20 protein-coding genes and 1 tRNA gene are annotated in these 19,798 nt (G+C 63.4%); 11 read left to right on the top strand and 10 right to left on the bottom strand.

Annotated elements, in window-relative coordinates:
- Positions 1-310: 310 nt before the first annotated feature.
- The 5 genes from VHN57_RS05650 to VHN57_RS05630 all read left to right on the top strand — a co-directional run bounded on the left by VHN57_RS05650 (position 311) and on the right by VHN57_RS05630 (position 4,178).
- A complete protein-coding gene (locus tag VHN57_RS05650) occupies positions 311-649 on the top strand; it encodes a P-II family nitrogen regulator (RefSeq protein ID WP_004207549.1) in 339 nt (112 codons plus the stop codon).
- Between the two features lie 94 nt (positions 650-743).
- On the top strand, positions 744-2,156 hold the full coding sequence (gene glnA / locus VHN57_RS05645) for a type I glutamate--ammonia ligase (protein WP_004207550.1): 1,413 nt from the start codon (positions 744-746) through the stop codon (positions 2,154-2,156).
- Between the two features lie 120 nt (positions 2,157-2,276).
- A complete protein-coding gene (locus VHN57_RS05640) occupies positions 2,277-2,579 on the top strand; it encodes a helix-turn-helix domain-containing protein (protein WP_037511645.1) in 303 nt (100 codons plus the stop codon).
- A gap of 43 nt (positions 2,580-2,622) precedes the next feature.
- The gene (locus VHN57_RS05635; RefSeq protein WP_278985600.1) at positions 2,623-3,672 is read left to right on the top strand and encodes an NAD(P)H-dependent flavin oxidoreductase; all 1,050 of its coding nucleotides are present in this window, start codon (positions 2,623-2,625) and stop codon (positions 3,670-3,672) included.
- The gene (locus VHN57_RS05630; protein ID WP_278985601.1) at positions 3,669-4,178 is read left to right on the top strand and encodes a DUF4269 domain-containing protein; all 510 of its coding nucleotides are present in this window, start codon (positions 3,669-3,671) and stop codon (positions 4,176-4,178) included. The genes VHN57_RS05635 and VHN57_RS05630 overlap by 4 nt, the downstream gene beginning before the upstream one ends.
- 16 nt (positions 4,179-4,194) lie before the next feature.
- Here the strand turns inward: VHN57_RS05630 and VHN57_RS05625 are convergent, their stop codons facing one another.
- The gene (locus VHN57_RS05625; protein WP_423283062.1) at positions 4,195-4,848 is read right to left on the bottom strand and encodes a histidine phosphotransferase family protein; all 654 of its coding nucleotides are present in this window, start codon (positions 4,846-4,848) and stop codon (positions 4,195-4,197) included.
- 91 nt (positions 4,849-4,939) lie between these two features.
- Positions 4,940-5,341 carry a M67 family metallopeptidase gene (locus tag VHN57_RS05620; RefSeq protein ID WP_278985602.1) on the bottom strand — a complete coding sequence of 134 codons (402 nt, stop codon included), beginning with the start codon at positions 5,339-5,341 and terminating at the stop codon, positions 4,940-4,942.
- A 17-nt stretch (positions 5,342-5,358) separates the two neighbouring features.
- Between VHN57_RS05620 and VHN57_RS05615 the strand changes: the two genes are divergently transcribed.
- Complete coding sequence (locus tag VHN57_RS05615) at positions 5,359-6,309, top strand: RluA family pseudouridine synthase (RefSeq protein WP_278985603.1); 951 nt, start codon at positions 5,359-5,361, stop codon at positions 6,307-6,309.
- 78 nt (positions 6,310-6,387) lie between these two features.
- The gene (gene rpoH / locus VHN57_RS05610) at positions 6,388-7,302 is read left to right on the top strand and encodes an RNA polymerase sigma factor RpoH (RefSeq protein WP_423283059.1); all 915 of its coding nucleotides are present in this window, start codon (positions 6,388-6,390) and stop codon (positions 7,300-7,302) included.
- Between the two features lie 57 nt (positions 7,303-7,359).
- On the opposite strand, the gene VHN57_RS05605 is transcribed toward rpoH, so the two are convergent.
- Both VHN57_RS05605 and VHN57_RS05600 read right to left on the bottom strand, forming a co-directional pair.
- Positions 7,360-7,845 carry a GNAT family N-acetyltransferase gene (locus tag VHN57_RS05605; RefSeq protein WP_278985604.1) on the bottom strand — a complete coding sequence of 162 codons (486 nt, stop codon included), beginning with the start codon at positions 7,843-7,845 and terminating at the stop codon, positions 7,360-7,362.
- Entirely contained in the window at positions 7,842-8,390 is a 549-nt protein-coding gene (locus VHN57_RS05600; RefSeq protein WP_004207559.1) for a TetR/AcrR family transcriptional regulator, read from the bottom strand. The genes VHN57_RS05605 and VHN57_RS05600 overlap by 4 nt, the downstream gene beginning before the upstream one ends.
- Before the next feature lie 123 nt (positions 8,391-8,513).
- On the opposite strand from VHN57_RS05600, the gene VHN57_RS05595 reads away from it, so the two are divergent.
- Both VHN57_RS05595 and mtgA read left to right on the top strand, forming a co-directional pair.
- On the top strand, positions 8,514-9,803 hold the full coding sequence (locus tag VHN57_RS05595) for an MFS transporter (RefSeq protein WP_278985605.1): 1,290 nt from the start codon (positions 8,514-8,516) through the stop codon (positions 9,801-9,803).
- A gap of 43 nt (positions 9,804-9,846) precedes the next feature.
- Positions 9,847-10,560 (top strand): monofunctional biosynthetic peptidoglycan transglycosylase, encoded by a 714-nt coding sequence (gene mtgA / locus VHN57_RS05590; protein ID WP_125986769.1) that lies wholly within the window; start codon positions 9,847-9,849, stop codon positions 10,558-10,560.
- A gap of 211 nt (positions 10,561-10,771) precedes the next feature.
- Here mtgA and VHN57_RS05585 read toward each other — a convergent pair whose 3' ends face one another.
- The 3 genes from VHN57_RS05585 to clpP all read right to left on the bottom strand — a co-directional run bounded on the left by VHN57_RS05585 (position 10,772) and on the right by clpP (position 15,734).
- Positions 10,772-13,330: a TonB-dependent receptor gene (locus tag VHN57_RS05585; RefSeq protein WP_278985606.1), complete on the bottom strand. Its 2,559-nt coding sequence runs from the start codon at positions 13,328-13,330 to the stop codon at positions 10,772-10,774.
- Between the two features lie 366 nt (positions 13,331-13,696).
- Positions 13,697-14,965 (bottom strand): ATP-dependent Clp protease ATP-binding subunit ClpX, encoded by a 1,269-nt coding sequence (gene clpX / locus VHN57_RS05580; RefSeq protein WP_423283056.1) that lies wholly within the window; start codon positions 14,963-14,965, stop codon positions 13,697-13,699.
- 133 nt (positions 14,966-15,098) lie between these two features.
- Complete coding sequence (clpP, locus tag VHN57_RS05575; protein ID WP_004207564.1) at positions 15,099-15,734, bottom strand: ATP-dependent Clp endopeptidase proteolytic subunit ClpP; 636 nt, start codon at positions 15,732-15,734, stop codon at positions 15,099-15,101.
- 131 nt (positions 15,735-15,865) lie between these two features.
- Here clpP and VHN57_RS05570 point away from each other — a divergent pair, with 131 nt between their 5' ends.
- A complete protein-coding gene (locus VHN57_RS05570; RefSeq protein WP_303760933.1) occupies positions 15,866-16,495 on the top strand; it encodes an HdeD family acid-resistance protein in 630 nt (209 codons plus the stop codon).
- Here the strand turns inward: VHN57_RS05570 and VHN57_RS05565 are convergent.
- The 3 genes from VHN57_RS05565 to VHN57_RS05555 all read right to left on the bottom strand — a co-directional run bounded on the left by VHN57_RS05565 (position 16,477) and on the right by VHN57_RS05555 (position 19,356).
- A complete protein-coding gene (locus tag VHN57_RS05565; protein ID WP_423283053.1) occupies positions 16,477-17,454 on the bottom strand; it encodes a glycosyltransferase family 2 protein in 978 nt (325 codons plus the stop codon). The genes VHN57_RS05570 and VHN57_RS05565 overlap by 19 nt on opposite strands.
- A 158-nt stretch (positions 17,455-17,612) precedes the next feature.
- The gene (gene tig, locus VHN57_RS05560) at positions 17,613-19,208 is read right to left on the bottom strand and encodes a trigger factor (protein ID WP_278988336.1); all 1,596 of its coding nucleotides are present in this window, start codon (positions 19,206-19,208) and stop codon (positions 17,613-17,615) included.
- 63 nt (positions 19,209-19,271) lie between these two features.
- A tRNA-Leu gene (locus VHN57_RS05555) sits at positions 19,272-19,356 on the bottom strand.
- Positions 19,357-19,475: 119 nt separating this feature from the next.
- Between VHN57_RS05555 and VHN57_RS05550 the strand changes: the two genes are divergently transcribed.
- A complete protein-coding gene (locus tag VHN57_RS05550) occupies positions 19,476-19,676 on the top strand; it encodes a hypothetical protein (protein WP_278988335.1) in 201 nt (66 codons plus the stop codon).
- The last annotated feature ends 122 nt before the right edge of the window (positions 19,677-19,798 follow it).

The raw sequence follows: 19,798 nt of genomic DNA, 5'->3' as shown, positions 1-19,798 counted from the left end.
AGGCCCGCTCCGTTCATGCCATCGGGATCATGACCGACTGGCATCGACGGGGCGGGCCTTTTGCATGATGGATCGTTCAACCACTGCCCAAAAAACAGGCAGAATGACATGATATTGCCCGGAATCCGGGCAATATGGACAAAGATTGCTGCATCGCCGAAAGCAGGCCTAGCGATTCGCCACTTGGCACGGTAATTGATTGTTAAGGGAGACGGCGCTTGCCTCGGGGGGCATGATGATCGTCGCTTGAAGGTTGAAGGATGCGGGGCCAACCCGCGTCCGTTCGTGCGTCATGGGTTGGGATTAAGTGATGAAGAAGATCGAGGCGATCATCAAGCCGTTCAAGCTGGACGAGGTGAAGGAAGCGCTGCACGAAGTGGGTGTGTCCGGCATCACCGTCACCGAGGCGAAGGGCTTCGGCCGCCAGAAGGGCCATACCGAACTGTATCGCGGCGCCGAATATGTCGTCGACTTCCTGCCCAAGGTGAAGCTGGAGGTCGTCGTCGACGACGCGCTGGCCGACCGGGTCGTCGAAGCGATCTGCAGCGCCGCCCAGACCGGCCGCATCGGCGACGGCAAGATCTTCATTTCCGCCATCGAGGGCGCGGTGCGCATCCGCACCGGCGAACGCGACAGCGACGCCATCTGATTTTCAACAGGTTCTAGCCGGCGGACAGGGGTCCGGCGGACACAGGCTTCAACGACCCCTTCGGGGGGGTATCCATAGAGAAGGGCAACTGCACATGGCCAACACGCCAAAAGACATCCTGAAGATGATCGAGGAAAAGGAAATCGAGTGGGTCGATGTCCGTTTCACCGATCCCAAGGGCAAGTGGCAGCACCTGACCATGGTGTCTTCGGTCCTCGGCGAAGATGAACTGACCCAGGGCCTGATGTTCGACGGTTCGTCGATCGAAGGCTGGAAGGCGATCAACGAGTCGGACATGATCCTGAAGCCCGACCTGGACGCCGTCTATGTCGATCCGTTCAGCGCGACCCCGATGCTGATCATCTTCTGCGACATCGTCGAGCCCGACACCGGCGAGCTCTATGCCCGTGACCCGCGTTCGTGCGCCAAGCGCGCCGAGGCGTTCGTCAAGTCGGCCGGTTTCGGCGACACCATCTATGTCGGCCCGGAAGCCGAATTCTTCATGTTCGACGATGTGCGCTTCGAGAATGATTACTCGCAGAGCTACTACAAGATCGACGACATCGAACTGCCGACCAACACCGGCAAGGAATATGAAGGCGGCAACCTGGGTCACCGTCCGCGCGCCAAGGGCGGCTATTTCCCCGTCGCGCCGGTCGATCCCTGCACCGACATCCGCGCCGAAATGGTGTCGACCATGCTCGAAATGGGCCTGCCCTGCGACAAGCATCACCATGAAGTCGCCGCCGCGCAGCACGAACTGGGCCTGACCTTCGGTACGCTGGTCCAGACCGCCGACCGCATGCAGATCTACAAGTATGTCGTGCAGATGGTCGCCCAGGCCTATGGCAAGACTGCGACCTTCATGCCCAAGCCGATCGCGCAGGACAATGGTTCGGGCATGCACACCCACATGTCGATCTGGGAAGGCGGCAAGCCGCTCTTCGCGGGCGAAGGCTATGCCGGCCTGTCCGACACCTGCCTCTACTTCATCGGCGGCGTCATCAAGCACGCCAAGGCCCTCAACGCCTTCACCAACCCGACCACCAACAGCTACAAGCGCCTGGTGCCGGGCTTCGAAGCCCCGGTTCTGCTGGCCTATTCGGCCCGCAACCGTTCGGCCTCCTGCCGTATTCCCTACGGCGCCGGTGCCAAGGCGAAGCGCGTGGAATTCCGCTTCCCCGACGCGATGGCCAACCCCTATCTCTGCTACGCCGCGCTGCTGATGGCCGGTCTCGACGGCATCGAGAACAAGATCCATCCGGGCGCCGCGATGGACAAGAACCTCTATGACCTGCCGCCCGAAGAGCTGAGCCAGGTGCCGACCGTCTGCGGCTCGCTCCGCGAAGCGCTCAACAGCCTCGAAGCCGACTATGAGTTCCTGCTCAAGGGCGACGTGTTCACCAAGGACCAGATCGATGCCTATATCGAACTGAAGTGGCCCGAGGTGTATCGTTGGGAAATGGCGCCCTCGCCGGTCGAATTCGACATGTATTACAGCGCCTGATCCTTTCACAGGTTGCTGGAGGACGGGCCCGGTCGCGCAAGCGGCCGGGCCTTTTCCGTTGCGGCGCGGCCGGCGTGCTGTTCTATTCGCGCGCCACGCATCAACGAAGGGAGACTCACCTTGCAGATCAGCGGAAAGCTTGCCCGCGCTGCCCGCGCCCTGGTGGAATGGCCGCGTGATCATGTCGCTCGCCTTGCAGGGATCGATACCCCGATGCTGGCCGATTTCGAAGCCGGGCGCGCCGATCCGGGTGACGATGCCAAGGCACGACTGCGCCTGATACTGGAACAGGGTGGCGCCGTCTTCCTGCCGGAGGATGGCGAACAGGGCGCTGGTGTTCGGCTGAAATTCACCGCACGCGACGTGCGCGCGATCAACCGCATGGAAGGCGAAGGCGGCCCGGTGGGCACTGACGACGTCTGATCCGGCTGTTGCAGGATCGATCGCCACCGCCCACATGGACTGCATGAACCCGATCGACGCGCTAGGCCTTTCCTTTCCCCTGATCCAGGCGCCGATGGCAGGCGTATCGACGCCGGCGATGGCCGCGGCCGTCAGCAATGCCGGGGCGCTGGGATCGATCGCCGTGGGCGCAACCGATGCGGCGGGTGCGCGCGCCATGATTGTGGCGACGCGCGCGCTCACTGACCGGCCGTTCAACGTCAATCTGTTCGCCCATGCGCCGCCCCGCGTTCGCCCGGCCGAGGAGCAGGCGTGGCTGGCGGCGCTGGCACCGCTCTTTGCCGCGCAGGATGCGGCGCCGCCCACCGGCCTTGAGACCATCTATCGCAGCTTTGCCGAAGACCCGGCTATGCTCGACCTGCTGGTCGAAGCGCGGCCGCGCGTGGTCAGCTTCCATTTCGGGCTGCCCGACGCGGCGCAGATCGCGGCGCTCAAGCAGGCGGGCTGCCTGCTGCTCGCATCCGTCACCAATTTGAACGAGGCGGTCGCCGCCCGCACCGCTGGCATCGACGTTCTGGTGGCGCAGGGATTTGAAGCCGGCGGCCATCGCGGCATGTTCGATCCCGATACGCCCGATGCGATGCTCGGCACTTTCGCGCTGACCCGCCTGCTGGTGGCGAAGGCCGGCCTGCCGGTGATCGCGGCCGGCGGCATCATGGACGGACGGGGCGTGCGCGCAGCATTCGACCTGGGCGCTATCGCGGCACAGCTGGGCACGGCGTTCATCGCCTGCCCGGAAAGCAGCGCCGACGCCGCCTATCGCGCCGCGCTTGCCAGCCCGGCCGCCCAGCACACGGTCATGACCCGCGCCATTTCCGGCCGCCCGGCCCGCTGCCTTGCCAATCGCTTCACCCAATGGGGCGCTGAAAATGGTAACGACGTCCCCGACTATCCACGCGCCTATGCCGCCGGGAAGGCGCTCAACGCGGCCGCCAAGATCCAGGGCGAAGGCGGCTATGGCGCGCAATGGGCCGGCCAAGGCGCGCCCCTCGCCCGTGTCTTGCCGGCGGCAGACCTGATTGCGGCGATCGCAGAGGAGATGGAGGCTAAATGAGCCGCGTCGCGCATCAGGTCGCGCTGCAACGCACCGACGTCCTGAGGTTATTGGCGCCCTATGATCCGCATGTTGCGGGCACGCCGCCGCTTGGCCTCGACCTGCCAGACAGCGACATCGATATCGTCTGCGAGGTGCGGGATTTCGATGCCTTTGCCGCCTTGCTGACCAAGCATTTCGGCGATCGCCCCGATTTTGCGGTTCATGCGCGCCCCAACCTTGATGCCATGATCGTCCGCTTCCGCGCGTGGGACTGGCCATTCGAAATTTTCGGCCAGGCCTTGCCGGTCGCGCAGCAACATGGCTGGCGCCATTTCTGCGTCGAGCGGCGCCTGCTCGATCTGAGCGGTCCTGCTTTGGCGCAGGCGATCATGGCCTTGCGCCATCGCGGCCTGAAGACCGAGCCCGCCTTTGCCGCGCTGCTCGGCCTGACGGGCGATCCCTATGCCGCGTTGCTGGAACTGGAGGGACAGGACGACGCAGCCCTGCGCGCCCTGCTGCCCTGATTCATTCCAGCCCGAATTATTCTGCGCGGTCGGGGATGGCGGCGCCGAACAGCAGCACCGAATCGCCCGGCGGCGACAGCACGATCTCGCCGCCAGCCTCCATCACCAGCGCGCGCACCATCCAGGCCGCCGCCGTGCGCGACGCCAGGCCACCGGCCGGCAAGGTTCCCGCCAGCGCAGCGCGCAGTTCGGGATCGAGAATGACCTTGGGCCCTTCGCCCCGCACCACGATCTCGGTCACGCCGGGCCGCTTCTCCGCGCCGATGTCGAGTTGCCCGCCGCGCACCAGCGCATCGCCAGCGATCAGCGCGAGATTGAGCAGCACCTTGACCGCGAGCTTGGCCAGCATCTGTTCCTCGACCAGCCAGCCAAGCTTCACCCGCCCCGAGGCGAACATGCCCTCGATCGCGACCTTCGCCTCATGCGGCGGCACCGCATCACCGAAACCGCCCGCCGAACCGAAGGCCAGGCGGAAGAATTTCAGCTTGTTGGCCGAGGTGCGGGCACTGTCGGCCAGCAGGTCCAGGCAGCGCTGGCGCATGTCCGGGTCGGTTTCGTCAGCCATCAGTTCGAGGCCATTGTTGAGCGCCCCGACGGGGCTCAGCAGGTCATGGCAGAGGCGCGAGCAGAGAAGGCTGGCAAATTCGATACTGTCGATCGGATGGGTCATGGAGATGGAGGCCGCCGGATTTACGGGAAAAGACACCTTCCCGGCTAGGCTTCCCCAGCCGATGATGCAAGCCCGGCTCACCCCCTTTGCATCACCTTATGTCGAGCAACGCCTCCACGAAGGCCACGCCCCCCTCCCCGTCCGGCCGGGCCACCCATGCGCGCACCGCTCCCCCGCCGACGATCAGCCACAAGGCGCCGTCGGGCGCGGCGCAGGCGCGGTCCGTTTCCGACGGAATCGGCACGCCCGATGGGTGGGAATGATAATGGCCAAGCACCGCCGGCCCGCCGCGGCGCGCCGCCCGGTGCGCGGCCAGCAACGTCGACGGAGCCAGTTCGAAATGACGGGCCGGGTCAGGCGCGACATTGGCTGCTGGCAGGATCGCGTCGATGCGCGCGCCCTGCCCCAGCAGCAGGCCACAGACCTCCCCCGGCTCGGCCGCGGCCAAGGCCATGATTTGTTCCAGCAGCACCCTTGAAATTTCGGCCTTCATTCCTACATCCCTAGGCAATGGTTCCGGGGGTTTCCATCATTGAAACGACGATAGGCGAAGCCCAGGCGGGTTTGCGCCTCGATCGCGCACTGGCCGAACTGCTGCCCGACCTGTCGCGCGAGCGGATCAAGGCGTTGATCGTCGAGGGACAGATCGTCTCGGGCGGTCGATCGCTCAACCCGTCGATGAAGGTGGCAGTGGGGCAGGATTACAGCATCACCCTGCCGGCGCCGGTCGCGCTCGACGCCGTGGCGCAGGATATTCCGCTCGATATCGTGCATGAGGATGCCGACCTGATCGTGGTCGACAAGCCTGCGGGCCTGGTGGTTCACCCGGCGGCCGGCAATCTGGACGGCACGCTGGTCAATGCGCTGCTGCACCATTGCGATGGTCAGTTATCCGGCATTGGCGGCGTGGCGCGTCCCGGCATCGTTCATCGCATCGACAAGGATACTTCCGGCCTGATGGTCGTTGCTAAGTCGGACAAGGCCCATGAGGGCCTGGCCCGGCAGTTCAAGGATCACAGTATCGACCGGCTCTATGCCGCGATCGTCTATGGCATTCCAACGCCGGGGTCCGGCACGGTCGATGCCTGGATCGTGCGGTCCGACGCTGATCGAAAGAAGATGGCGGTTCATCGGGAAGGGCGCGGCAAACATGCCGTCACCCATTACCGCGTGATGGAGCGCCTGCGCGGCGCGGCGATGGTGGAATGCCGGCTGGAAACCGGCCGCACCCATCAGGTTCGCGTGCATATGGCGCATCTGGGTCACCCCTTGATCGGTGACCCGGTTTACGGTAGAGACAGAAAAGGTTTCAAATCAATACTGGAAACGCTGGGTTTCAAAAGGCAGGCATTGCACGCGAAACGGCTGGGGTTCATACATCCTGTGACGGAGGAACCCCTGGCTTTCGACAGTCCCCTGCCTGCAGATATGCAGGAACTGTTAAGCGAGCTTCACGTATAGGTTCTGACAAGTTTGCGCGGCCAGCGGATGCCACTTTCGGGTCCGCCTGGCGCGCATGTAAAGGGAAGGAATTGTGACATGGCCAATCGGAGCAATGTCCCCGCGGTTCCGGCGCTGGGCGGTGAAGCCAGCCTCAACCGCTATCTGTCGGAAATTCGCAAGTTTCCGCTGCTGACCCCTGAGCAGGAATATATGCTCGCGAAGCGCTACGAGGAACATCAGGATCCCGAGGCGGCGGCCCAGCTCGTCACCTCTCACCTGCGTCTCGTGGCGAAGATCGCCATGGGCTATCGCGGCTACGGCCTGCCGGTCAGCGAACTGATCAGCGAAGGCAATATCGGCCTGATGCAGGGCGTGAAGAAGTTCGAGGCCGGCCGTGGCTTCCGCTTGGCGACCTACGCCATGTGGTGGATCCGCGCGTCGATCCAGGAATTCATCCTGCGCAGCTGGAGCCTGGTCAAGATGGGCACTACCGCGTCGCAGAAGAAGCTGTTCTTCAACCTGCGCCGGATGAAGAATAACATCGAGGCGTTCGAGGATGGCGATCTGCGCCCCGAGGACGTGACCAAGATCGCGACCGATCTGGGCGTGTCGGAAGATGACGTGGTGTCGATGAACCGTCGCATGGCGATGGGCGGCGATACCTCGCTCAACGTTCCGATGCGCGAGGATGGCGATGGCCAGTGGCAGGATTGGCTGCAGGACACCGATCCGCTGCAGGACGAACGCGTCGCCGAGGAGCAGGAACGCACCCAGCGTCACGAGATGCTGGTCGAGGCGATGACCGACCTCAACGATCGCGAAAAGCATATCCTGGCCGAGCGTCGCTTGGCGGAGGAGCCCAAGACCCTTGAGGAACTGAGCCAGGTCTATGGCGTGTCGCGCGAGCGCGTCCGCCAGATCGAGGTTCGCGCCTTCGAGAAGCTGCAGAAGGCGATGATGCGCATCGCCGGCGGCAAGCTGGAAAAGATGGCACGCTTCGCCGCGGCCTGATCCGGCGATACAGGCAAAGAAGAAGCCCCGGAGCGATCCGGGGCTTTTTTTTTCGTCTTAGAGCATTCGCACCATTGAGACGCTGTCCGCGCCATAACTGTCGGCGGCGACCGGCGCGTCGACGAAACCCTGTCGGCGCCAGAAGGCATCCGCGCCGTTCACGGCGGTCAGGGTGATGCGGTCGAAGCCGGCGGCGCGCGCCTGTGCCACGGCCAGGTCCACGGCGGCCGCAGCAGCGCCGGTGCCGCGCGCTTCGGGCAGCAGCGCCAGGTCGTGGAGATAATAGCGGTCGGCCGCGTCTGGCAGCCTGCCCATCAACTGGTCGAGCGCCGGCGGCCGGTCGCCGGCCCAGGGATGGGTGACGAGGTAGCCCAGCACCTGCCCGTCCCCCTCCAGCAGGAAGCAACCCGCCGGATAGAGGCGCAGCCGTTCGGCATAGATGGCCGGCTTCTCCGTATAGGCGCCATGGACCCGGTCGGAAATGGCCGCCGCTGCGTCTACATCCCCCTGCCCCATCGGTCGCCACTGGGCGCTGCCGCTCATGCCTCGACACCCAGGGCGCGGCGATTGGCCGCCAGCAATTCCTCCGACAGCGCAGGATCGTCCACCGCGCGCGCCAGCACCATCGTGCCGACCAGCTGGGCCATGCGGGCGAGCGCCGCGTCGCGATCGGCGATACCGGCATTTTGCAACGCGGCGGTCAGATCCTCAAACCCTTCGCGAAAGGCGGTGGCGAGCGGCCCGCCCTTGCGCGCGGCGTCCGGGCCAAGCGCAATCAGGGCGCAGCCGGTTTCGGGCGCGTCGCGGTTACGGGCGCTCAGATAATCGGCGGTGATCGCATCCGGCCCATCCTCGGCCGACAGACGACGCCACTTGGCCGCGCCCCGCGCAAGCGACGTGGCGCAGGCTTCGGCCGCCAGCGCCTCCTTCGATTCGAACTGATTGTAGAAACCGCCATGAGTAAGGCCGCATTCGCGCATCACCTCACCAATGCCGACGCCCTCCACACCACGGGCACGAAACAGGCGCGACGCCGCATCCACCACCTTCTCGCGATTGCGCTCGGCCTGTTCACGGCTGACTTTCATGATCCTGCATCTCCAATTGGCCTCTTGACCTTATATATGATACCTATCATTTAACGCCAGTCCGTTTTCCGGCTCAAGAAGCAGTTCAGGGGCCAGTCCAAGGGCCAATCCAAGGGGAAGTCGATGCTGTCCACCATGTTCGCCCGCCGCCTGGCCGCGCGCAATGTCCATTATGGCTGGGCGGTCGCGGGCACGACTTTCCTCACCATGCTGGTGGTGGCCGGCGCGGTCGGCGCGCCGGGCGTGTTCATCGTCCCCCTGCAAAAGGAATTTGGCTGGAGCGCGGCGGATATTTCAGGCGCACTGGCGATCCGTTTCCTGCTGTTCGGCGGCATGGGGCCGTTTGCCGCCGCCTTCATGAACCGCTTCGGCGTGCGGCGGATGATGCTGATTTCGCTGTCGATCGTCATTGGCGGCCTGCTGCTGTCGCTTGGCATGACGCAATTGTGGCAGCTCGTCCTTCTCTGGGGCGTGGTGATCGGCGTCGGCACAGGCCTCACCGCCATGGTGCTGGGCGCGACGGTCGCCACCCGCTGGTTCAGCGAGCGGCGCGGGCTGGTGATGGGGCTGCTGTCGGCCAGCACCGCGACCGGTCAGCTCGCCTTCCTGCCGCTGCTGGCCAGCATGACCGGCAGCTATGGCTGGCGCGCGGCGATGCTGCTGGTGTGCGGCGCAATCCTGGTCGCGGCCGTCGCGGTCATGCTGCTTATGCGCGACCGGCCGTCGGACCTGAACCTTGCCCCCTATGGCGAGCAAGCGATCCAGCCCGTGCCTGCCCAACCGGCCAGCCTGGGCGCGCTGCTGGCGACGCCGCTGATCGTGCTGCGCGACGTGGCGAAGGTGCCGACCTTCTGGATCCTCTTCTTCTCCTTCTACATCTGCGGCGCCAGCACCAATGGCCTGGTCCAGACCCATTTCATCTCGCTGTGTGGGGATTATGGGCTGGCGGCGGTGGGCGCTGCGTCGATGCTGGCGATGATGGGGCTGTTCGACTTTGCCGGCACGCTGGCATCGGGCTGGCTCAGCGATCGCTATGACAATCGCTGGCTGCTCTTTTTCTATTATGGGCTGCGCGGCCTGTCCCTCCTCTACCTGCCGTTCAGCGACTTCTCGATCTACAGCCTGTCGCTGTTCGCCATCTTCTATGGCCTCGACTGGGTGGCGACGGTGCCGCCGACGGTGAAGCTGACGGCGCAGCGCTTCGGCCCGGAGAAGGCGAATATCGTGTTCGGCTGGATCTTTGCCGGGCATCAACTGGGCGCGGCGAGCGCCGCGCTGGCCGGCGGCCTGTCGCGCACCGCCTGGCAAAGCTATATGCCCGCCTTCATCGCGGCGGGGGTGCTGTGCCTGATCGGTGCGGCGCTGGTGTTGCTGATCAACCGGGGCCGCACGCCGAGCCTGGCGACAGCCTGAAGGAATCGATGACGGCGGCGCGCAGGGGCGCTAGTTTGCGGCCATGAAAAAAGCCAAAGCCGCGCCCAAGCCTGCCTCCACCCAGAAACGTCGCTCCCGCTGGATCAGCATCCCCCTCAAGGTCGCCATCGGCTTTGTCGGCCTGTCGGTGGGCACCGTGGTCATCTATCGCTTCGTGCCGCCGCCGGTGACGATCACCATGCTGCTCGACCCCAATGGCATCACCAAGGAATGGAAGCGGCTGGACGCGATCGATCCGGACATGCCGCGCGCGGCGATCGCGGCGGAGGATAGCCGCTTCTGCAGCCATCACGGCTTCGACGCGGTCGCAATTGCCCAGGCGATGCGCCACAATGCCAGCGGCGGGCGCATTCGCGGCGGCTCCACGATCAGCCAGCAGACCGCGAAGAATGTCTTCCTGTGGCAGGGTGGCGGTTTCGTCCGCAAGGGCTTCGAAGCCTGGTTCACCGTGCTGATCGAGGCGATCTGGGGCAAGCGGCGGATCATGGAAGTCTATCTGAACGTCGCGGAGACCGGCATCGGCACCTATGGCGTGCAGGCCGGGTCGATCCGCTATTTCGGCCATGGTGCGGGCAAGCTGAGCCGGGCGGAGGCGGCGCGGCTGGCGGCGGTCTTGCCGCTACCCAAGAAGCGCGAGGCGATCGACCCGCATGGCTTCACCCGCCGCTATGGCAACAGCATCTCCGCCCGCATCCCGGTGGTGCAGCGCGACGGGCTGGACGACTGCCTGAACTGAGACAGCGGCCAAGCGCCCGAAAATAGGAAATCGGGCGCTTAACTTCCCATATTTCCCGCACATTTCGACATTTTATTGCGCTGCCCTGATCCTATCGGAAAGCGCACACTGCCATACCCCAAGCATAATCGAGCGGCGGCGAATAGGACATGAAAAAGGGAGGCGCGGATCGCTCCGCACCTCCCTTCCTTTTTGCCTGTCGGCGTCTGACTTAGAAGCCGATGATCAGCGAAGCGCTGATCGCGCGCGGCGAACCGAAGTTCACGAAGGCCGAGGACGAGCTGGCGAGCGTATCCAGACCGCCGCTGAACGAGCCGACATAATATTTGTCGAACAGGTTGCTGACGTTCAGCTGGATCGCGCCCTTCTCCATGCCGACGCTGGCCAGCGAGTAGCGCAGGTCGAGGTCGACAACGGTGTAGGCACCGAACTTCGCACCGGGGAAGATCATCTTGCTGGTGCCATCGGTGAGCGTTACGCTCTGAATTTCACCGTTGATGTCGTTCAGATAGCGCGAGCTGGTCTTCTTCGCCTGGACGCCCAGGGTGAAGTCACCCAGATTGCCCTGCAGACGGCCACCGAACAGATATTTCGGCGCGCTGCGTTCACGCTTGCCCGAGGTGCGGAGATAGGCAACGCCATCCTGCACATAGCACAGGCCCGCCAGAGCGATGTCGCTAGTCGCGGCGCAGCTGCCGGTCACGGCGTCGTTCTGGATTTCCGACTTGATGTAGGAACCGAACAGATAGGCGGTGATTTCCTTGATCGGGCTGTAGGAAATATTGGCGTCGACGCCATATTTCTTCACCGGACCCAGGTTGGTGTCGGTGCCGTTGCCGTCGATGTCATAGGCAGTGACCAGACGGTTCTTGTACTTCGAGTACCAGCCGGTGACAGCAGCCTGCACCTTCGACGAGGTGTAGCGGAGGCTGGCGTCGAAGCTATCCGAGGTTTCCGGCGCGCGATAAGCGGAGTCGCTATCAACCGGGAAGATGAACGCGTTGTAGAGCGCATCGGTGCTGGGCACCGAAAGGTTCTTGGCATAGCTGCCCGCGATGCTGATTTCCGGCGTGATCTTGAAGGTCGCGCCGACGTTCGGCAGGAACTTGTCATACTTCAGCTTGCGCGCCTGCGGCAGAGCCGAACCGGTCGCACGGCCAGTCGTCTCGTTGAAGCTGTAAGGGTGGGTCGCGATGTAGTCGGCCTGCTGGTCTTCCGGCACGCAGTTCACAAAACCACCCGAGCTGGTGGTGAAGCAATACTGGTTCAGTTCGCGCTTGAAGAAGGGCAGACGGCCACCGATCAGTACCGACAGCTTGTCCTCGAAGAACTGGCCGCGATATTCACCGGCGATCTGGTTCAGTTCGGCGATCGACTTACGGTCACGCTTCTGCAGGGCGTTGCCGGCAGCATCAAGGACCGGATCGTTGATCGGGAACACGTCGAACGGCGTGCCGCCCTGATCCAGGAAGCCGGCATAGCCGGTCTGGCGGTGACGGGCACGGTCATAGCTGTACGACAGACGGACGCGCTGACCATCGCTGATCTCGTAAGCGAGGTTGGCGATGCCGACCCAGCGACGGGTGTTGGTCTGGCTCGGCTGGAGCAGGGTCACGCGACCCAGCACACCGTCGCCGTTCAGGTCACGACCGAAATAGAAGCTGCCGCCATAGTTGCCGGTGCCGGTGAAGCCGGTCGAATCCGTGAAGAAGGTTTCGTTGGCGCTGGTGGTGCCGCCGCCATTGGCCTTCACCCACTGATAGGCGCCGTCGACCGACAGGGTCAGACGCTCAGCCAGGGTGAACTTCGAGTTCGCACGGACGTTACCGGTGTTCGAAGGGTTGAAACGACGCTCGAAATCGGTGCCGCAAGCGTTGGGGGTGCTGGTCTGGCTGACCTGGCAGGGATAGCCGCCGGCGATGTCGTAGAAACGATCGCTCTTGTCGCCGGTGAAGGCGCTGGCGCGGAAGGGCGAACCACCGAAGTTGTTGCGGTTCTGGTTATAATGGGCAGCGACCGAGATGAAGTCGCCGTTGCTGCCGATATCCTGCCAAATCTTGGCGTTATACTGCTGCTTCGACACCTTGCCATAATTGGCGAAGGCGGCGTCGTTGCGAATGCGCGAAGCCGAGATCCAGGCCTTGGTGCCGTGACCGGTGAGGTCACCGGTGTTCACCACGCCGAACATGCGGAAATAGGGACGATCGCCCGCACCGTCGGCGACGATGTTGCCGTAGCTGACGCTGGCCAGAACGCCATAATCGTCGCTCGGCTCAAGGGTCTTGATGTTGACGGTGCCACCAACCGCAGCGGCGGTCGGGCTGTCGACGTCGGTCGAACCCAGGTTGACGTTGATGTTCTCGATCAGTTCGGCGTCAACCTGCTGGTTGGTGTAGATCGCATAGTTGCCCGAGTCATTGAGCGGGATACCGTCAAAGGTCTGCGAGATACGGTCCGAGCTGAAGCCGCGGATGGTGAAGCTGCCGCCCGACGAACCCCAGGGATCGTTGTTGGTGAAGCTGACGCCCGGCACCAAGTTGATGATTTCGTTGACCGACTGGCCAGGACGCTGTGCCTGGATGATTTCCTGGCCCAGAACGACCTTCGCCTTGGGCGAGTCCGGGATCTTCACGCCGCCAACGCCCTGGTTGACGACGGCGCCCGTCACGATGATCGAATCGAAATCGTCCGAACCGGTCGACTGCGCGAAAGCGACAGCCGGGGCAGCGACGGCGAGAATCGCGGCGCTGCACTTGAGAAACTGCTTCATTGACCCTTGTCCCTTTTTCAAGAGTGCGCCCCACGGCGCCATAACCATTTTGCTCTTCGAGCCGGCGCCGCATCTGGCGGCCACTGGCGACGCCCCTGTGATGCTATGATTGCAATTATGTTACAATGCAGGTGCGGGACTGTCACAATTGGGCGGACGTTCTGGCAAGACACTGAAAAACAGCCCGAAACACCAATCTATCACATTGATTTTATTGTATAATATGTCGAAATTTTACGCCACACCAACACTGGTGCAATTATGCAACGGCGCAGGAAATTTTGTGCAGTGCGAAAGACTTGCACGAAAAAGGGGCCGGTGGATGGTCCACCGGCCCCTTTTGTTCCAGCCTGAACGGCGAATGAACTAGGCGGCGTCTTCCGCGCGCTTGTCCTTCTCGCTGAACACGCGAATCGGTTCCTTGGTGCCGGCAGCGACATCCTTGTCGACCACCACTTCGCCAACGCCCTCCATCGAGGGCAGGTCGAACATGGTGTCGAGCAGGATCGCTTCCAGGATCGAACGCAGGCCACGAGCGCCGGTCTTGCGCTCGATCGCCTTCTTCGCGATCGCGGTCAGCGCATCATCGGTGAAGCTCAGCTCGACATTCTCCATGTCGAACAGCTTGCCATATTGCTTGACCAGCGCGTTCTTGGGCTCAACCAGGATCTTGACCAGTGCGGTCACGTCCAGATCCTCCAGCGTCGCGATCACCGGCAGACGACCGACAAATTCGGGGATCAGGCCGAACTTCAGCAGATCTTCCGGTTCGCTCTGACGCAGCAGCTCGCCCGTCTTGCGCTCTTCGGGCGCCGCGACATGGGCGCCGAAGCCGATCGACTTGGCTTCCAGACGGTCGCCGATGATCTTTTCCAGACCCGCGAACGCGCCGCCGCAGATGAACAGGATGTTGGTCGTGTCGACCTGCAGGAATTCCTGCTGCGGATGCTTGCGACCACCCTGCGGCGGAACCGAGGCGGTCGTGCCCTCCATCAGCTTGAGCAGCGCCTGCTGCACGCCCTCACCCGACACGTCGCGCGTGATCGACGGGTTTTCGGCCTTGCGGCTGATCTTGTCGATCTCGTCGATATAGACGATGCCGCGCTGCGCCTTCTCGACATTATAGTCGGAGGCCTGAAGCAGCTTGAGGATGATGTTCTCCACGTCCTCACCGACATAGCCGGCTTCGGTCAGCGTGGTGGCATCCGCCATGGTGAAGGGCACGTCGAAGGTCTTGGCCAGCGTCTGCGCCAGCAGCGTCTTGCCGCAGCCGGTCGGGCCGACGAGCAGGATGTTCGACTTGGCCAGTTCCACTTCGCCCGGCTTGGAGCCGTGGTTGAGGCGCTTGTAATGATTGTGGACCGCGACCGACAGGACACGCTTGGCGCGCTTCTGGCCGATCACATAATCGTCGAGCACATCGCAGATCTCCTGCGGGGTCGGCACGCCGCCATCCTTCTTGCCGACGAGACCGCCCTTGGTCTCCTCGCGGATGATGTCGTTGCACAGTTCCACGCATTCATCGCAGATGAAGACGGTCGGCCCCGCGATCAGCTTGCGCACCTCATGCTGCGACTTGCCGCAGAAGGAGCAGTAAAGCGTGCTTTTTGAATCGGAGCCCGTAAGCTTAGTCATTCGCCAATCTTTCCTCCCCGCCGTCGGCACCATGCCGGATCTGGCCGGGGATATTCTGGTCCAAAGGCCATCCTAGACCGGGGCACGGCGGTTTCACAAGGGGTGATATACCGCGCCCCGGTAAAGATCGCCTTTAGGCTTCTGCGGATTCCGCAGCGGCCGGGCGGCGATCGAACACTTCGTCGACCAAGCCGAACGCCTTGGCTTCGTCAGCCTCCAGGAAGGTGTCGCGGTCCATCGCCCGCTCCACCGCTTCCAGCGACTGGCCGGTATATTTCACGTAGAGATCGTTGAGGCGGCGGCGAATCCGAAGGATTTCCTTGGCCTGAATCTCGATATCCGACGCCATGCCCTGGGCGCCGCCCGACGGCTGGTGGACCATGATGCGGGCGTTGCTGAGCGCGATGCGCTTGCCCGGCTCGCCAGCGGCCAGCAGGAAGCTGCCCATCGAGGCGGCCTGGCCGATGCAGACGGTGCCGACCTGGGGGCGGATATATTTCATCGTGTCGTGGATCGCCATGCCCGCCGTGACGACGCCGCCCGGCGAGTTGATGTACATCCAGATGTCCTTCTTCGGATTTTCCGATTCGAGGAACAGAAGCTGGGCGACGATCAGCGAGGCCATATGGTCCTCGACCTGGCCGGTCACGAAGATGATCCGCTCGCGCAGAAGACGCGAGTAAATATCGAAGCTGCGCTCGCCACGGTTCGATTGCTCGATGACGATGGGAACCAGCGCGGCCATGGGATCATGCATGATGTTGGTCATTGTGCTCTTTCAGTCAGGTGCTTTTGCCCGACCCCCTACATCGGCACAAAACCCGACTGGTTCAAGGGGGAACCATGTGCCACCCCTCTCGTTCCACAATCGTTTCAAATCGTGACAGGGGGAACAAGCCGATGGTTTCCGACGTGCATTCCGATATTCCGCCCCATGACGGCCGGGCCGGACCGGGGCTGATCGCCGCCTTCTCCTTCGGTTGGAAGGCGCTGGCGCTGCGTGGCGTGGCCTCGATTATCCTGGGCATCATCGCCCTGGCCTACCCGTTCAGCGCGCTGTTCGCGCTGACGCTGATCTTCGCCGTCTATGCGCTGGTCGACGGCATATTCTCGGCGATCAGCGCCTTTCGTCGGATGGGACATGGCCGCCATTGGGGCGCGATGCTGCTGCGCGGGCTGCTGGGCATTGCCGTGGGAATCATCTTCATCGTCACGCCGATCGCGATGACGATCACCTATGCGCTGCTCACCGTGTTCCTGATCGCGGGCTGGGCGATCATCGCCGGCGGGCTGGAAATCATCGCCGCGATCCGGCTGCGCAAGGAGATAGAGGGCGAATGGCTGCTGGCGCTGAGCGGGTTGCTCTCGCTGCTGCTGGGCCTGTTCGTCCTCTATTTGGCCCTTGCCAACCCGCATGTATCGGTAGCGATGCTGGGCTGGGGTATCGGCTTCTACGCGTTGGTGACGGGCGTCACCCTGCTGATCCTGGCGATGCGGCTGCGTCGCCGGGTTCAGTCCTTCAAGGCGTAGTCGCTGGGCGCGCGGAAGGCGAGATAGGCGAGCCGCCGCACTTCGCGGCGGCCGCGCACCACCGTGTCGAGGATGAGGCCGCACATGCCGCTCAGGGTCGCCAGGATCATGAGCCCAGTGACCAGGATTGCGGTCGGGAAGCGGGGCACCAGTCCGGTCTGCGCATAGGTGACGATCAGCGGCACGGCCAGGCCGAGCGCGAGCGCCGCGAGGAAGGCCGCGATGATGCCGAAGAAGAGGATCGGCCGCTCGATGCGATAGAGGGTGATGATCGTGCGCAGGATGCGCCAGCCGTCGCGATAGGTGGACAGCTTGCTGACCGATCCTTCAGGCCGCGCACCATAGGCGGTCATCACTTCGGACACCGGCATCGCCAGTTCAAGGGCATGGACGCTGATCTCGGTCTCGATCTCGAAGCCGGCGGACAACACCGGGAAGCTCTTGACGAAACGGCGCGAGAAGACGCGATAGCCCGACAGGATATCGGTGAAGCTGCGGCCGAACAGCTGCTTGAGCAGGCTGGTCAGCGCCCAGTTGCCGAAACGGTGGCCGCGGCGATAGGCTTCCTCCACCTGGTCGCGGCGGCAGCCCACCACCATGTCGAGATTATCCTGCAGCATCGCTGCGACCATCGCCGGTGCGGCAGCGGCCTCATAGGTCGCGTCACCATCGGCCATGATGTAGATATCGGCGTCGACGTCGGCGAACATGCGGCGCACGACATGGCCCTTGCCCTGCTGGGTCACGCGCCGGACGATCGCCCCTGCCCCAGCCGCCAGTTCGCGGCTGCCGTCGGTGCTGTTATTGTCGAAGACATAGATGTCGGCTTCGGGCAGCGCGCGGCGGAAATCCTGCACCGTCTGTACGATCGCACCCGCTTCATTATAGCAGGGCAGGATCACTGCGACATGCGGGGCCGCAACGCCCTCGCCATTCGCCACCGCCGGAAATTCCTTCATCTGCCGCACGCTCCTGCGCCTCTCTTGCCCCTGCCATGGCCCAGCCATGGTTAATATTTCGACCGCCCTGCCCCAAGAATGCGGGGGACGATATAAAGAAAAGGCGCCCGGACCTCCATTTGGAAGCCGGGCGCCCTTCTCGTCTCTAGCCTGCCGGCTTATTCAGCCTTGGCAGCGGCCTTCTTGGCGGGAGCCTTCTTCGCCTTGGGCTTTTCCTCGGCGGCAGCTTCCTCAGCCGGGGCGTCGTCCTTCTTGGCGGCAGCCTTCTTGGCCGGAGCCTTCTTGGCGGGCGCTTCCTCGGCTACGGCTTCGGCCTCGGCGGGCTCGGCCTTCTTCTTGGCAGCGGCCTTCTTCGCCTTGGGCTTGTCGTCATGGTCGTGGTCATGGCCGCAGCCCGGACCGTGGACGTGGGGCTTCAGATCGCCATCTTCGGCTTCGATCGCGGCTTCCAGTTCCTCACGGCTGACAGCGCGGTCGCTGACTTCCGCCTTTTCGAACAGGAAGTCGACGACCTTGTCCTCATAGAGCGGCGCGCGCAGCTGGGCGGCGGCCATCGGATCCTGGCGGACATACTGCACGAAACGCTCACGATCCTGCGGGCTGTACTGCTGGGCAGCCTGCATGATGAGACGGTTCATTTCATTGTCCGAAACGACGACATTGTTGGCCTGGCCGATTTCCGACAGCAGCAGACCCAGGCGCACGCGGCGCACGGCGATGCCGCGATAATCTTCCTTCTCGGCTTCCATTTCGGCCAGAGCGGCTTCCGGATCGGCCTCGTGGCTGGCTTCATGCTGAAGCTGCTGCCAGATCTGGTTGAATTCGGCTTCCACCATGCTCGGCGGAACGTCGAAGTCGTGCGAAGCGGCGAGCTGGTCGAGCAGCTTGCGCTTCATATAGGTGCGGGTCAGGCCGTTATGCTCCTGCTCGATCTGGCCCTTGAGCAGATCCTTGAGCTGGTCGAGACCTTCCAGACCGAGCGACTTGGCGAAGTCGTCATCGAGCTTGGGCTTGTCGGCGTTCAGCACCGACTGCACGGTCACGTCGAAGGTCGCGGCCTTGCCGGCGAGGTGCGCGGCGCCATAATCTTCGGGGAAGGTGACTTCGATGGTCTTTTCTTCGCCCTTCTTCACACCGCCGAGCTGCTCTTCGAAGCCGGGGATGAACTGGCCCGAACCGATCTTCAGCTTCACGCCTTCGGCCGAACCGCCTTCGAACGCTTCACCGTCGACCTTGCCGACGAAGTCGATGACCAGCGTGTCGCCGTCCTTCGCCTTGTGGCTGGCGGCATATTCTTCCAGCGCGCCCTGCTGGGTCGCGATGCGGCCGGCCTGTTCCTCGACCTGCGCGTCGCTGACTTCGGCAGTCAGGCGCTCCAGCTTCAGACCGTCGATGCTCGGGACCTCGATCACGGGTAGAACTTCCAGTTCCACCTTGACCTGTGCGTCCTTGCCGAACTCGAAGCTTTCGTCCAGCTCGACCGAAGGCTGCATCGCGGGACGCAGCTTCTGATCGGCGATCAGCTTCTGAACGCTTTCCTGGATGGAATTGTTGAGGGCGTCACGCTGCAGGCTTTCACCATGCATCTTCTTGACGAGGTTCGCCGGCACCTTGCCGGGGCGGAAGCCGGGCATACGCACCTGCGGCGCAATCGCCAGCACTTCCTTCTCAACGCGGGCGTCGATATCCTTCGACGTGATGGTCACGGTGTAGGCGCGCTTCAGGCCCTCGTTCAACGTCTCGACAGTCTGCATCTCTTCTCTCAAACGCTTTCTTAGCTGAATCTCGTTGGCGCCGGATCAAGCCAAGCCTGACACTGGTGCGGGCGAAGGGACTCGAACCCCCACATCTTGCGATACCAGAACCTAAATCTGGCGCGTCTACCAGTTTCGCCACGCCCGCATCGGTCGCCGGTCGGCGCGGCATAGAGAAAAGCATTGGCGAGAGCAAGGGATATGGATGCATTGGTGGAACCGGCGTCCTTGCCCGCGCGTAGCTTCTTCTTTGCAGGAGAGCATAGCATGGCCACCCAGCCCGATCCAGCGCCCGACACCCTGCCCCCGCCCGACCGGATCGAACCCCAGTCGCCGCCCGAAACGCCGCCGCCCGCGACTCCGGACGAGACTCCGATCAACGAGCCGCCCGAAATCATCCCTGGCCAACCCGACTATGACCAGCCCGACAGCGCACCGGACGAGGTTCCGCCTGACATAATTTCGTAACCACGCAACAAAAGAAGGCACCTGAAAACTTTTTTGCAACAGGGTGGAACTTTTTATGGCGGATTACGGAATATGCGTAATCACGTGCTGGACACCCCCCGGAATCCATGATTGAAATGTGA

The organism is Sphingobium salicis subsp. salicis (assembly GCF_049472635.1).
Classification (GTDB): Bacteria; Pseudomonadota; Alphaproteobacteria; order Sphingomonadales; family Sphingomonadaceae; genus Sphingobium; species Sphingobium yanoikuyae_A.
Note: the sequence above shows the minus strand (reverse complement) of the source record. Positions and strands in the feature narration are given on the sequence as shown.

Excerpts from the sequence above, each read along its gene's own strand:
- VHN57_RS05600 (WP_004207559.1), bottom strand. The coding sequence starts at position 8,390 with ATGAAAGTCAGCCGTGAACAGGCCGAGCGCAATCGCGAGAAGGTGGTG.
- VHN57_RS05550 (WP_278988335.1), top strand. The coding sequence starts at position 19,476 with ATGGCCACCCAGCCCGATCCAGCGCCCGACACCCTGCCCCCGCCCGAC.
- VHN57_RS05650 (WP_004207549.1), top strand. The coding sequence starts at position 311 with ATGAAGAAGATCGAGGCGATCATCAAGCCGTTCAAGCTGGACGAGGTG.
- VHN57_RS05635 (WP_278985600.1), top strand. The coding sequence starts at position 2,623 with ATGAACCCGATCGACGCGCTAGGCCTTTCCTTTCCCCTGATCCAGGCG.
- clpP (WP_004207564.1), bottom strand. The coding sequence starts at position 15,734 with ATGACCAACATCATGCATGATCCCATGGCCGCGCTGGTTCCCATCGTC.
- VHN57_RS05570 (WP_303760933.1), top strand. The coding sequence starts at position 15,866 with ATGGTTTCCGACGTGCATTCCGATATTCCGCCCCATGACGGCCGGGCC.
- mtgA (WP_125986769.1), top strand. The coding sequence starts at position 9,847 with ATGAAAAAAGCCAAAGCCGCGCCCAAGCCTGCCTCCACCCAGAAACGT.
- tig (WP_278988336.1), bottom strand. The coding sequence starts at position 19,208 with ATGCAGACTGTCGAGACGTTGAACGAGGGCCTGAAGCGCGCCTACACC.
- VHN57_RS05630 (WP_278985601.1), top strand. The coding sequence starts at position 3,669 with ATGAGCCGCGTCGCGCATCAGGTCGCGCTGCAACGCACCGACGTCCTG.
- clpX (WP_423283056.1), bottom strand. The coding sequence starts at position 14,965 with ATGACTAAGCTTACGGGCTCCGATTCAAAAAGCACGCTTTACTGCTCC.
- VHN57_RS05605 (WP_278985604.1), bottom strand. The coding sequence starts at position 7,845 with ATGAGCGGCAGCGCCCAGTGGCGACCGATGGGGCAGGGGGATGTAGAC.
- VHN57_RS05625 (WP_423283062.1), bottom strand. The coding sequence starts at position 4,848 with ATGACCCATCCGATCGACAGTATCGAATTTGCCAGCCTTCTCTGCTCG.
- VHN57_RS05595 (WP_278985605.1), top strand. The coding sequence starts at position 8,514 with ATGCTGTCCACCATGTTCGCCCGCCGCCTGGCCGCGCGCAATGTCCAT.
- glnA (WP_004207550.1), top strand. The coding sequence starts at position 744 with ATGGCCAACACGCCAAAAGACATCCTGAAGATGATCGAGGAAAAGGAA.
- VHN57_RS05585 (WP_278985606.1), bottom strand. The coding sequence starts at position 13,330 with ATGAAGCAGTTTCTCAAGTGCAGCGCCGCGATTCTCGCCGTCGCTGCC.
- rpoH (WP_423283059.1), top strand. The coding sequence starts at position 6,388 with ATGGCCAATCGGAGCAATGTCCCCGCGGTTCCGGCGCTGGGCGGTGAA.
- VHN57_RS05615 (WP_278985603.1), top strand. The coding sequence starts at position 5,359 with ATGGTTCCGGGGGTTTCCATCATTGAAACGACGATAGGCGAAGCCCAG.
- VHN57_RS05565 (WP_423283053.1), bottom strand. The coding sequence starts at position 17,454 with ATGAAGGAATTTCCGGCGGTGGCGAATGGCGAGGGCGTTGCGGCCCCG.
- VHN57_RS05620 (WP_278985602.1), bottom strand. The coding sequence starts at position 5,341 with ATGAAGGCCGAAATTTCAAGGGTGCTGCTGGAACAAATCATGGCCTTG.